Source organism: Solidesulfovibrio magneticus RS-1 (assembly GCF_000010665.1).
Taxonomy (GTDB): domain Bacteria; phylum Desulfobacterota; class Desulfovibrionia; order Desulfovibrionales; family Desulfovibrionaceae; genus Solidesulfovibrio; species Solidesulfovibrio magneticus.
The window spans coordinates 236,818-248,735 of record NC_012796.1; the positions used below are offsets into that span (position 1 = coordinate 236,818).

The 11,918-nt window shown below is 68.1% G+C and carries 13 protein-coding genes; 7 read left to right on the top strand and 6 right to left on the bottom strand.

Features of this window, described 5'->3' with window-relative positions:
- Nucleotides 1-180 precede the first annotated feature (180 nt).
- Nucleotides 181-606: a 3D domain-containing protein gene (locus DMR_RS00925; protein WP_012749805.1), complete on the top strand. Its 426-nt coding sequence runs from the start codon at nucleotides 181-183 to the stop codon at nucleotides 604-606.
- A gap of 61 nt (nucleotides 607-667) precedes the next feature.
- On the opposite strand, the gene DMR_RS00930 is transcribed toward DMR_RS00925, so the two are convergent.
- Entirely contained in the window at nucleotides 668-2,713 is a 2,046-nt protein-coding gene (locus DMR_RS00930) for a SpoIIE family protein phosphatase (RefSeq protein WP_012749806.1), read from the bottom strand.
- Nucleotides 2,714-3,019: 306 nt separating this feature from the next.
- Between DMR_RS00930 and DMR_RS00935 the strand changes: the two genes are divergently transcribed.
- Complete coding sequence (locus DMR_RS00935; RefSeq protein ID WP_012749807.1) at nucleotides 3,020-3,733, top strand: septal ring lytic transglycosylase RlpA family protein; 714 nt, start codon at nucleotides 3,020-3,022, stop codon at nucleotides 3,731-3,733.
- A 432-nt stretch (nucleotides 3,734-4,165) separates the two neighbouring features.
- Here the strand turns inward: DMR_RS00935 and DMR_RS00940 are convergent, their stop codons facing one another.
- A complete protein-coding gene (locus tag DMR_RS00940; RefSeq protein ID WP_006920179.1) occupies nucleotides 4,166-4,468 on the bottom strand; it encodes an integration host factor subunit alpha in 303 nt (100 codons plus the stop codon).
- 84 nt (nucleotides 4,469-4,552) lie between these two features.
- Nucleotides 4,553-4,975: an HIT family protein gene (locus DMR_RS00945; protein ID WP_012749808.1), complete on the bottom strand. Its 423-nt coding sequence runs from the start codon at nucleotides 4,973-4,975 to the stop codon at nucleotides 4,553-4,555.
- Between the two features lie 113 nt (nucleotides 4,976-5,088).
- Here DMR_RS00945 and DMR_RS00950 point away from each other — a divergent pair, with 113 nt between their 5' ends.
- The 4 genes from DMR_RS00950 to DMR_RS00965 all read left to right on the top strand — a co-directional run bounded on the left by DMR_RS00950 (nucleotide 5,089) and on the right by DMR_RS00965 (nucleotide 9,366).
- Nucleotides 5,089-6,183: a radical SAM protein gene (locus tag DMR_RS00950; RefSeq protein ID WP_012749809.1), complete on the top strand. Its 1,095-nt coding sequence runs from the start codon at nucleotides 5,089-5,091 to the stop codon at nucleotides 6,181-6,183.
- A gap of 75 nt (nucleotides 6,184-6,258) precedes the next feature.
- Nucleotides 6,259-6,768, top strand: coding sequence for a hypothetical protein (locus DMR_RS00955; RefSeq protein WP_012749810.1), 510 nt, complete (start codon nucleotides 6,259-6,261; stop codon nucleotides 6,766-6,768).
- A gap of 29 nt (nucleotides 6,769-6,797) precedes the next feature.
- Nucleotides 6,798-7,925, top strand: a complete 1,128-nt coding sequence (locus DMR_RS00960; RefSeq protein ID WP_232502857.1) for an amidohydrolase family protein — start codon at nucleotides 6,798-6,800, stop codon at nucleotides 7,923-7,925.
- Nucleotides 7,926-8,118: 193 nt separating this feature from the next.
- Nucleotides 8,119-9,366 (top strand): EAL and HDOD domain-containing protein, encoded by a 1,248-nt coding sequence (locus DMR_RS00965; protein ID WP_012749812.1) that lies wholly within the window; start codon nucleotides 8,119-8,121, stop codon nucleotides 9,364-9,366.
- 10 nt (nucleotides 9,367-9,376) lie between these two features.
- Here the strand turns inward: DMR_RS00965 and DMR_RS00970 are convergent, their stop codons facing one another.
- A complete protein-coding gene (locus tag DMR_RS00970; RefSeq protein WP_012749813.1) occupies nucleotides 9,377-9,829 on the bottom strand; it encodes an RrF2 family transcriptional regulator in 453 nt (150 codons plus the stop codon).
- Between the two features lie 114 nt (nucleotides 9,830-9,943).
- Entirely contained in the window at nucleotides 9,944-10,381 is a 438-nt protein-coding gene (locus DMR_RS00975; RefSeq protein ID WP_012749814.1) for an MOSC domain-containing protein, read from the bottom strand.
- 153 nt (nucleotides 10,382-10,534) lie between these two features.
- Between DMR_RS00975 and DMR_RS00980 the strand changes: the two genes are divergently transcribed.
- Entirely contained in the window at nucleotides 10,535-11,104 is a 570-nt protein-coding gene (locus DMR_RS00980; protein WP_012749815.1) for a cysteine hydrolase family protein, read from the top strand.
- 462 nt (nucleotides 11,105-11,566) lie between these two features.
- On the opposite strand, the gene DMR_RS00985 is transcribed toward DMR_RS00980, so the two are convergent.
- Nucleotides 11,567-11,851: a hypothetical protein gene (locus tag DMR_RS00985; protein WP_012749816.1), complete on the bottom strand. Its 285-nt coding sequence runs from the start codon at nucleotides 11,849-11,851 to the stop codon at nucleotides 11,567-11,569.
- Nucleotides 11,852-11,918 lie beyond the last annotated feature (67 nt).

Consider the following 11,918-nt stretch of genomic DNA (forward strand, 5'->3'; position numbering starts at 1 on the left):
GCCAAAGAATCACTCCGCATCATCCTCGCGGCTCGCTTCATCTCCGAGAGGATTCTTCACAGCGCCAACTTCCCCCTGATCCATGTCCGCCGCCGTCTGGATCATGCACCCGGGACGCCTGCCCGGTGTCTTTGCCCACACCGGAGCCAGCGCGAAACACTACATGGAGGACGTGCATCCATGAGAGTTTTTACAGTCGTTTTTGCTTTGCTTTTAAGCGTCGCAGCGGCGCAAGCCTCAACCCACAAAAACATTTCCATCAGCAACCTTTCCAACAAACAGCGCATCGCCGCCACGGTCACCGCCTACACCCCCGATCCTCGGGAAAACGGCGGTAAAGGCAAGAAATCCGGCACCGCCATCGGCACCCGCATCCGGCCCGGCATCGTGGCCGTGTCCCGGGATCTGCTCAAATCCGGCTGGAATTTCGGCGACAAGGTCCACATTGAGGGCCTGGGCGTTTTTACCATCGAAGACACCATGCACCAGCGCCACCGCCGCACCATCGACGTGGCTGTGCCGGACAGGAAGGAAGCGGAAAAGATCGGCAAGCGCCGGGCCATTGTGGTGACCCTGCTGGAAGGCCGGCCCGAGGCCGAGGCCTGAAGGGAACGGGGGCTGTAGCCGGCCCCGCCACAGACAGCGGATTTCCCGCCGCCGCGCGACGCTACAGCCGCTTGACCACCACCAGCGTCACATCGTCTTCCTGGCGGCGGGAGCCGCGAAATCCCACCAGATCATCCAGCACGGCGGCCACGATGCCGGCGGCGGACAGCCCCGAAGCGCCAGCCACCACCTCCCGGAACCGGGCCTTGCCGTACATGTCGCCGGCCTCGTTTCGCGCTTCCCAGATGCCGTCGGTGCCAAGAACCAGCACGACCCCGGGTGCGGTAAAGGGCATGGTGTATTCGGTGTAGGCGTAGTCCGGATCGATACCCAGCGGTATGCCCGTGCCCGGCCATTCCTCGAAAACGCCCCGGGCCGGATCGTAGCACAGGGCCGGGTCGTGGCCGGCCCGCACGTAGCGGGCGATGCCTTCCCCGGGCCGGATTTCCATGGCGAGAAGGGTCATGAACCGGCCGGAGTCGCCCACGTCGCGGCACAGGAGCCTGTTGGCCCGGCGTACCCGGCCGGCCGGCGTCTCGGAGTCTTCCGTCGCCAAGAGCAGCGCCCGGGCCGTGGCCATGAGCAGGGCCGAGGGCACGCCATGGCCGGTGACGTCGCCCACGGCCGTATCCAGGCAGACCGCGCCGCCGCGCGACACCACGCGATAGTCGAAGTAATCCCCGCCCGTTTCGTCGCAGGAAATCGAGGTTCCGGCCACGTCCAGGCCGTCCAGGACCGGCGGCGCGGCCGGCAGGAGGTTTTGTTGCACCTCCTGGGCCAGCTCCAGGGAGCGCTGGAGCCGCACATGGTCGGCCAGGACCGGCACGGTCTCGTTGAAGGCGTCGACAAGGGCCTGGCGCTCGTCACTCAATCGCTCGTCCAGGCGCACGGTAAAGTCGCCGACCCCCAGGCGCTTCCAGGCCTCGATCATGCGCACCATGGGCCGGACAAAGGCCTTGGTGCTGAAAAAGGCGGCCAGGGCCACGGCGAAAAGGGCGGCAGCCATGACCGCGCCGGACAGGCGCACGATCTGGTCCGTGGCCGCGAGAATCTCGCGGCGGCTCTGTTCGGCCATGGGATCGAGCATGGAGGTGGGCACCACGATGACCAGGGAAGCCCCGCGCATGAGCCGGGCGTAGGCCCAAAAGGACGGCACGCCGTTTAGGGGCAGCTCGGCCGTGCCCGAGGCGTCGCGCTCCATGGCGGCCAGCATGGCGTCGAAGCCGGCGGCGTCGGACGAGGTCAGCGGTTCGAAATTGACGGCGCTTTTCCAGTCTCGGGCCGTGGCGTCGTCGTCCCGGCGGGCCCAGACGTAAAGGACGCGCTTGCCGGTGGCCGGGTCGCGGACCGGGGCGGCCAGATAGGCGCGCATGGCCTGGGACCACTGGGAGGCGATCTCCTGTTCCTGGAGCACCCGCTCCAGAGGCACGTCCAGGCTGGCCACGCCGACAAATCGCCCGCCCGGCCCCACGACCGCCCGAGACAGCGTCAGCGTCAGGCGGCCGGTGGCCGGGTCCACGGCCGGATCGTTCCAGACCACCTCCTGGGCGGTCGGGCGCTTGGGGTCGAAAGCGGCCTTGGCCGCTTTGTACCAGGGCCGCTGGCGCGGATCGTAGTCGGGGGGCAGGCCTTCCCGGGCGGGAAAGGCGACGGAGATTCCGTCTTCCAGGGACACGGCTACAAAAAGGACGGTGTTGTCGAGTTCATGGCGCAGCAGTCCGGCCGTGGGGGCCAGGCCGGCCAGCCGGGACAGGGCGACGGTGTCCGGGCGTACGCCCATGGGGACATGGACGCCCACGGACGGCGTCTCGTGCCCGCCCTGGTCCTGACGGGGCAACGGCGGGGCGAAAAGCAGCCGTTCGGTCTCGGCGACGGTCATGGACAGGCTGAAGTCCAGGGCGCTTTTGGAGCGGCGGATGACCAGGGAAAAGTCTTCGGCGGTCTGGCGCAGCTCGTTTTTGACCACCTCGCTGATGACGGCGTTGCCCTCGGCGGCGATGGACTGACCCAGGCGTTCCACGTGCCGCCGGTTGACGTGGGTGAGCACCAGCATGGGGACCAGGGCAAACCCGAGCAGAATCAAGAAGAATTTCCAGCGAAGACGCATACGATCCCCCGTTAGGCCACCCTACGAAACCGGCGGCCACGCCGCAAGGGCTAGTCGCCACGAGCGCCCCCCCGGCAACATGATCCAAGGCCCTGCGCACTGCCGCCTTGTCCTGCCTCCTCTTATGCACGCCCGACCATGTCACCGGAAGCAGCCCCAACCCCCTAACCCTTTCTCCAGGAGGGGGGTCTGGGGGCCTCAGGCCCCCAGCCGCCGGAGGCCTCCTCCATTTCCTCCATGGTTGCCAGGGGCGGGCGCGGCGGCTACCTTGGGGGCATGTTGCGCCTCCCTCGACGCGCCGGCCCGATGGCCCTTCGGCTCCTGGCCGCCCTGGTCGCGGCGTTTTTTCTGGCCGGCTGCGCGTCCAAGGCTCCGGTGCCCGGCCCCAGCAGCCGCGAACCGGCCACGCTGCGACCGTATACCATTAAAGGCGTCACCTATGTGCCGTTGCGTTCGGCCAAGGGCTACCGCGAGGAAGGCATTGCCTCGTGGTACGGCCCGGGGTTTCACGGCAAGCGCACGTCCAATGGCGAGGTCTACGACCAATACCAGCTCACCTGTGCCCACAAGCTGTTGCCCATGCAGACCAAGGTGCGGGTGACCAACCTGGAGAACGGCCGGTCCATGACGCTTCGGGTCAACGACCGGGGGCCGTTCGTGGCTGGGCGCATCATTGATTTGTCCCAGGCCGGGGCGCGGGAACTCGGGGTCCACGCCCGAGGCACGGCCAGGGTGCGGGTGGAGGTGGAGGGCGATGCGCCGGGAGCCGGACCCGGCGGCGAGCTGCCGGGACCGTTTTACGTGCAGGTGGGGGCTTTTGCCCTGCGCGGCAACGCGGAACGTCTTTTTGCCCGGCTACAGGCGGCCGGGTATGCCGGATCGCGCATCCAGACCAGGGAGATCGACGGGGCGCTGCTGCATCTGGTCCACGCCGGGACTTTCCCGACGTCGGCGGTGGCGGACGAGGCGCGATTCCGCTTGGGCGAGCGGTTTACCGGGGCTTTTATCATCGCGCAGTAACGCCTTTGGCCCGGCGGCGAGGGGGGCTGTCGGAAGCGCCCGAGCGTGAGCGCGGCCGGGAGAGGCGTCGCCCGGTAACGGCCCGGCGGACCCTGCCGGGCACGAAGGGGCGTCGCGGTCCGCCACGCCTCAAAACTTCCAGAAAAGTGGCAGGCCAGTCCACGCGCGGGGGAGAGGCGCAACGTCGTCTGTCCGGCGTGCATGGCCCATGCCGGGCGCGCGGCGGGAAGTGCGCTGGTCGCCCTGGAGAAAAAGCGCTGGGTCAAGGCCGGGCGGGTGGGGCAGGTCCGTTGCCGGACCATGGGCACGACGGCCGTGGCGACCGCCAGGCCGGCCACGGGGCTTGGGTCTCCGGCCGGGCGGCCGCCGCCCGGGTCGACTCCCGAAATTTCAGGGCTGCCTGGAGCGGCCGCCAGCCCGACCCCGGGCGGGCTACAGCACTTCGTCGGGGTTGAGTTCGGCCCGGAACTTGCGGGACAGGCGGAACACCACCACCTTGCGCGGCGGCAGCATGATGGAGGCGTTGGTTTGGGGATTGCGCCCCTTGCGGGCTTTTTTGTCGTAGGACTCGAACTTGCCGAAACCGCTGACGAGCAGGGAGTTGTCCCGCTTGATGGACTGTTTCATGAGTTCGAGGAGATGGTCCACCAGGACCTTGACCTCGGCCCGGTTGCGCTCGGTCTTTTCGTAGATGTAGTCAACGATGTCGGCCTTGGTGAGGGTTTTCCCGTTCATGACGTTCTCCGGCGCGTTGCGTTTGGTGAGCAGGACGGGCGGGCAGGCCCGGCCGGCGGATTGCACAAGTTGAGAAACCGGGCGCTACTTGGCCAGGGCGGCGCGCACCGCTTCGGCCACGGCGGCCACGGCGGCGGCGGCGGGGTAGGGCGTGCCCGGCCACAAGGCCAGGCCGTCGCCTTCCCGGCGCGGAATCAGATGATAGTGGGCGTGAAACACCATCTGGCCGGCGCTTTGGGCGTTGTTTTGCTGGACATTGAGGCCGGTTGCGCCCATGGCCGCCATGACGGCCCGGCCCACCCGCTGCTGGGCGGCCAGCAAAGCCGCGCCCAGTTCAACCGGCAGCGCGAACAGGTCGGGGTGATGGGCCTTGGGGATGACCAGGGCATGGCCCGGGGCCACCGGGGCGATGTCCAGAAAGGCTAGCGTCAGCTCGTCTTCGTAGAGCTTGGCGCAGGGGATCTCTCCCTTGACGATTTTGCAAAAAATACAGTCGGCGGCATCCATGAATTGTCCCCTCTCTCCCCAGGCGAAACAGCCCGGCCACGGGCCGGCCCAACGCCTTGGTTCAAGCTATAAAAAAGGAAAGGCATTTTTTCAAGTGGCTTAGGAGAAAAATAATGGCCTCCACGCATATCGTTCGCCATCTTCGCCAAAATGTCATTTCCGGGGGCAGCCCCCGGGGGCGTTTTTTCCGGCATCCCGAGCCGCCAAGGGAGCGCACGCGGGTGTGGCCGGTCTACATCAGTTTTCAAGGATGTCCGGGACGTTGCGTGTTCTGTGCCCAGTCCGTGCAGGCCGGCGCGCCGCCAGTTTCCCTGGGTGAAACCCTGGCCGCCATGGAGGGGGGGCTTGCCCAAGCCGCCCGGGACGGACGCGGTCCCTATGAGCTGGCTTTTTACGGCGGCGTCTTCACGGCCCTGCCCGAACCCTGGCCCAGGCGCTTTCTGGAAGCGGCCTTGCGGTTTCGCCGGGCCGGACTCATTGGGCGCATCCGCTGCTCCACCCGGCCCGACGCCTGCCCGCCCGGGCTTTTGGCCGAACTGGCCGGCCTGGGGCTCGATCTGGTCGAGATCGGGGCCCAGACCTTTGACGACGCCGTGCTTATCGCCTCGGGCCGGGGCCATGACGCCCAGGCCACGCGCCGGGCCGCCCGGGCCGTGCGGGCGGCCGGCCTGGATTTGGGCCTGCAGCTCCTGCCCGGCCTGCCCAGGCACGATCCGGCGGCCCTGGCCCGGGATGTGGCCGAGACCTGCGCCCTGGCTCCGTCCCTGGTCCGCATCCATCCCTGTCTGGTGGTGGAAGGCACCGCGCTGGCCGACCTGTACCGGGCCGGGCGGCATGTTCCCTGGCCCCTGGAAGCGACCATCGACGCCCTGGCCGAGGCGCTGGTTCCCTTGTGGCGGGCCGGGGTGGCCGTGGCCCGCCTGGGGCTGGCCCCGCAGCCGGAACTGGAAGCGGCGATCATCGCCGGGCCACGCCATCCGGCCCTAGGGGACCGCGCCCGGGCCAGGGCGCTTTTGGCCCTGGTACGGGAGGAAGCGGCCGCCCTGGGCGGCGCGCCAGCCGGCCTTTTCGCGCCGCGCCGCTTCGCTGGCCAGCTTTTGGGTCACGCCGGCGAACTGGCCCCGGCCTACGCCGCCCTGGGGCTGCCCCGGGAGCTGTTGCGCTTTACCCGGGACGAGGTTTTTTTCCTTGCCGCGAAAGCTGTTTGACTTGGCCGCGCCCTCGTGCCAAACCGGACAAGGGACACGCCCCCCGACAACCTTCAAACCGTCTGGTGAACAACCATGAAGCGATTTTTTGCGCCCCTGGCCTGCCTCGTCTGTCTGGCCCTGGCCGCGCCGGCCGCGGCGGAAACGCCCAACATGCGCCAAAGCATCAACTACTTCATGAACTACTTCAACGAGGCGGTGGTCCAGGCCATCCAGATCAAGGAGCAGGAAGACCGGGACGGGCTGACCGAAAAACGCCCGTACACCGACGAGTTCGTCTTCTACCAGGATCTCAAGGCCCGCATCGAAAAATCGCTGGGCCTGGCGCTCAATCTCTGCGACCTCTACTACATCTACAATAAGACGACCTACTGTTTCACCAAGGACGAAAAGAACTACCTCTTCGACCGGTTGGACAATATCATGGACGCCTTGCAGAAGATCAAGGACACGCCCTACGTCGGCGGGGATGTCGCGCTGGAGAACAAATCCGGCGCGGCCGCCCGGCAACTGGCCGCCTTCAACGAGCGGGTGGACAAGCTGCGGGCCTTCGTCAAGTCCTCCCTGGTCGTGTTTCAACGCTAATATTGCGCCCGCCGCCGACTCCCCGCGCCGTGCGCGCCGCCCGGGCCTTGACCATGGTCCCCGGGGACGCGCCTCTGGATGACGCCGCCCTGATCCTGGCCGGCCGGCGCATCCTGGACGTCGGCCCGGCCCGCCGGGTGCTGGCCGGGTTTCACGGCCCCGTGGACGATCTCGGCGACGTCGTCCTCGTGCCGGGACTCGTCAACGCCCACGCCCATCTGGAACTTTCCCATCTGCGCGGCCAGGCTCCGCCGCCGGCCGGCTTTTGCGCCTGGGCGGGCTGGCTTTTCGCCGCCGCCCGGGACACCGCGCCGCCGGACGTGCTGGCCGCCGCCGTGGCCGAGGTGGCCGGGACGGGCACGGCCGCCGTCATCGACGTGGCCGGCCGGGCCGGGGCGGCCGTGGCCCGGGCGTTGCGGGCGGCCGGCCTGTCCGGGCTGGTGTGCCGCGAGATCCTGGGCCGCCGGGCCGGCGTCTCCCTGGACCTGCCGCCCCAGCTGGCTGACGCGGCCGGCGACGGCGTGGCGGCCACGGTCTGCGGCCATGCCCTGTATTCCACGGCCCCGGAGCTGCTGCGCCGGGCGCGGGCCGTCTGCCGTGAGCACGGCACGCCTTTTAGCCTGCATCTGGCTGAACATGCCGGCGAAATGGAACTGTTCACCACCGGCCGGGGCGAGTTCGCGGCCATGCTGGCCGGCCGGCTGCTGCCCAAGGGCTGGCAGCCGCCTGGCCGGTCGCCCGTGGCCGAAGCGGCCGCCCAGGGGCTGCTCGGGCCGGACACTCTGGCCGTCCATGTGGTCAGCCTTGCCCCGGGCGATCTGGACATCCTGGCCCGGTCCGAGGTCACGGCCTGCCTGTGCCCGCGCAGCAACGTCCGCATCGGCGTCGGCGTCGCCGACGCGCCGGCCCTGGCGGCGGCCGGCGTGCGGCTCGCCCTGGGCACGGACAGCCTGGCCTCCAACGACGACCTCAACCTCTGGAACGAGGCCCGGGCGCTTTTCACCGCCCACCCGGAACTCCCGGGCCGGGCCGTGCTTGAGGCCCTGACCGTGAATCCGGCCCGGCTGCTTGGCCGCGACGACCTCGGCCGGTTGGCTCCGGGGAGCGTCGGCGGCTGGGCCGTGCTGCCGGCCGATCTGGCCCAACGCCTGGCCTGATTTCGTCTTCAACATGCTTTTGCGCCTTCGTGCTTGAAGGCCCAGGCCCGGCGAGGTATAGACCGGAAGCCTGAGTTTTTCCTTGTTGCCTTTGCAACAGGCGGCGTTTTTTTCCAAGCCCAGGCTTTGCCCCGCCAGGACAACGCCTGAACCAGAAACATTTCAGCCGTACGCCAGACGCGCCTTAACCACCATGTCCCCCAATACAGACGACAATTACGCCGTAGCCAGACACCCCATCTATCGCATCGACGGCGACGTGTTCGGCTACGAGCTGCTCTATCGCACCGTTGGCGGCCCCAACGCGGCTTCCTTTCCTTCCGATGCCGAGGCGACCCTGTCGGTGCTGGCCAACGGCATTCACGCCATTTCCCAGGACATCGACCCGAAAAAGAAGATCTTTATCAACTTTTCCAAGGAAATCCTGGAATCCGGCCACCATAAATTCCTGGACCCGGGACGCTTCGTCATCGAAATCCTGGAGCATGTGACCTGCGACGCGGCCTTTGTGGAGCTGGTGCGCGGCATCCAGGAAGCCGGCTTCGTGCTGGCCCTGGACGATTACGTGGGCGATCCGTCCTTTGATCCGATCCTACCCTACGTGACCTACATCAAGGTGGATTTCCTGGCCCTGGCCGGCGATTCGGCCAAGCTTGGGGCCGTGGTGGACCGCTGTCTGGCCCTGGGCAAGACCGTGCTGGCCGAAAAAGTGGAAACCGAGGCCGACGTGGCTTGGTGCCGCGACCGGGGCGTGCCTCTGGCCCAGGGGTATTTCTACAGCCGGCCCAAGATCGTCACGGCCAAGATCCTCGAACCCAACCAGGCGGTGAAGCTCAATCTCCTGGCTGAGGTGAGCCAGCCCGAACTGGACGTGCGCCGGGTGCGCGAGATCATCGGCTCGGACGTGTCGCTGACCTACAAGCTTTTGCGCTATGTCAACACGGCCAGCTTCTACCGGGGCCAGCCCATCGAGTCCGTGGATTTCGCGGTCACGCGCCTGGGCCGCAACGCCCTGTCCAGCTGGGTGGCCGTCAACATGCTGGCCACGATTGGGGACTCCGCCCGCGACCGGGAGCTGGCCTTTGCCTCGGCCGTGCGCGGCCGGTTTTTGGCTCTGGCCGACGGCCGCCGCCTCCCTGGGCGCGCGACCTGCCACGACGGCCAAAGCATTTGCCTGACGGGGCTGTTGTCGCTGCTCGACGCCATGCTCGGGATGCCCATGGTCCAGGCCCTGGCCGGCATCTCCATTGACGAGCGCACGCGGGTCGCCTTGCTTGGCGGGGAAAGTTCCTGCACGCCCTGTCTGGCCCTGGCCGGCTGCTACGACGCCGGCGGCGAGTCGGCCAGGGCGGCGCTTCGCGCCTACGGCCTGGCCCCGGACGACGCCTCGGCCGCCTATTTCGAGGCCCTGGCCTGGGCGGCGGACATGTTTCGGCCGTAGGGAACGTTTATCAGATGACGTAGTCGGCGGTTTTGGCCGCTTGGCGTATGCGCCGGTCCTCGGCCACGAGGTCGGCCAGGCTGCGGGTGTCGTAGACCCGTTCCAGGGCGTCCCGGGCCTCGTCCCAGAGTCCCCGAAAAACGCAACCGCCTTGCAGGGGGCAGTCGTGGCCCGGCCGCTCCCGGTGGCAGTCCACCGGGCTGATGGGGCCGTCCATGAAGCGGATCACCGCGCCGACGGTCACTTCCGAGGCCGGCCGGGCCAGGTAGAAGCCGCCTTCCTTGCCGCGTTGGGAGGCCACGAAGCCGCCCTGGCGCAGCTGGTTGAGGATCACTTCCAGGAAGCGTTTGGGGATGGCCTGGCGGTCGGCGATCTCGCCGGCCGGGGCTGCCCCGGTTCCCTCGCGTAGGGCCAGTTCGAGCAGGGCGCGCAGGGCGTATTGGCATTTCTGGGTCACGGCCACGTCCGTCTCCTCGCCGCCCAGAGGGCGCAGTTCACATTACCCAAGCGCCCCCGTCCCCCCCATGTGGGGTTTCCAAAGGGGCTCAGCCCCTTTGGCCGCCGGAGGCATTTTTTCTTACTCTTCCACCACTGCCACCACATCGCCGGCCGTGACGTCGCCGCCGACGAGCACCTTGGCGAACACGCCTTCCCGGGGCATGACGCAGGTTCCGGCTGCTTTCTTGATGGCGCAGCCGGCGTCGTGGCAGGCCTTGCCGATGGCTGTGACTTCGAGCACTACGTCCGCGCCGACCCGGATGCGCCGGCCCACGGCGATGTCGAGGGTTTCAAGCCCGTCCACATTGAGATTTTCGGCGAAATCCCCGGGCGCCAGCCAGTCGAGCTTCTGGCGCATCCGGTTCAGGGCGTCCAGGGAGAGCAGGCTCACCTGCCGGGGCGAGCCGGCATGGGCGTCGCCCTCGATGCCGTGGTCAACGACCAGGGAGACGCGCTCCACGGCGCTCTTGCGTTCCCCTTTCTTGCGGCTCACACATACGCTATGAATGACGGCCATAGGTTCGTACTCCACAATGCGCCCCGTCCCCACGGGGGGGCGATAATCGATTAAACCGATCGATTCGATGATACCACTTGCCAAAGGAACCGGGCACGCGTCAAGTCGCGCCCGCAAACCCGGGTCAAGGCCCGGCCATGCCCGGAGGCGGCCATGCCGACCAGCTCCCAAACGGAACAGCCGAGCGCGCTGCTCCTCATCGACATCCAAAACGACTATTTCCAGGGCGGGGCCATGGCCCTGGCCGAACCCGAGGCCGCCGGCCGCAACGCCGCCGCCCTGCTGGCCCGGTTCCGGGCCGCCGGAGGGCCGGTGTTCCACATCCGCCACGAGGCCGCCCGCCCCGGGGCCACGTTTTTCCTGCCCGGCACGCCCGGGGCCGACATCCACGCCTGCGTGGCCGCGCTGCCCGGCGAGGCCGTCATCCTCAAGCACTGGCCCAACAGCTTCCGCGACACCGGCCTGGGCGCGGCCCTTGACGCCTGCGGCGCCAAGCGCCTGGTGGTGGCCGGCATGATGACCCACATGTGCGTGGACGCCACGGTCCGGGCGGCCTTTGATTTGGGCTACGCCGTGACCGTGGCCGCCGACGCCTGCGCCACCCGCGAGCTGGCTTACGGCGGCCGGACCGTGGCCCCGGCCGATGTCCAGGCCGCCTTCCTGGCCGCCCTGGGCGCGGTTTACGCCGAGGTCGTGGCTACGGCGGCGGTTGCCGTCTCGTGACGCGTCCACGAAAAGCGCCAATGGCGTTTCGGGGACAAGCGCCTAAAATCCTTTTTCTAGGGGCGCGCCAGGAGGCCATGCAAAAAGCGGAGCAATTGGGTAGGAAATAACGCCGCACGTCGCTGCGAAAGCCGGGCGGCGGCCGCAAATCCAGGCCGGGCCGGGTTTAACGGGCGGGGTGGGAGATGCCGTGCCCCGGGGCGCTGTCCGCTCGCAACGGCGACGAAGCGCCTAGACCGGCGCTTTTTGACCCAAAGCCGCCGCCGGCCGGGGCGTTTCGATGCGCCGGCCAGGGAACCACGCGTCGTCCCGGCGGCCAATGGCCCGCCGGAAGCGGTAATGTCGGAAAGTCGTGGAGGATCAAATACCGCGCGCCACGGCCGGAGCCAAACGAAACCGAGTCGGCGGGCAGGCGGCGGAGCGGAAGCGGCGCAAACGGCGCGCGGCCCAAAGACCGTCCCGTCAGCCCATTTTCTTGAAACCCAGCAGCACGCGGTACGGTCCGGGCACGCCCGGCGGGGCCAGGGCGACCCGGTCGCCTGCGGCAACCGTGGCCGCCTCGGGACTCGTCGCCTTGCCGTTGACGAAGATCACCTCGACCCGCTCCCGCCCGACGTCGAGCAGGGCCAGCAGTTCAGGCCCGGTCATCGTGCCCGAAACGGCCACTTCGTGGGGCGTGTTCCAGCCCCGTTCCCGAAACAGCTCGGACAGTTCCATGAAACCACGCAATTCAATGGACTTCGCCATGGACAATCCCTCCAACGGCAGGTTTGGTCGTAGGCAATTCTGGCGAGGATAACAAAAATCCCCTTGT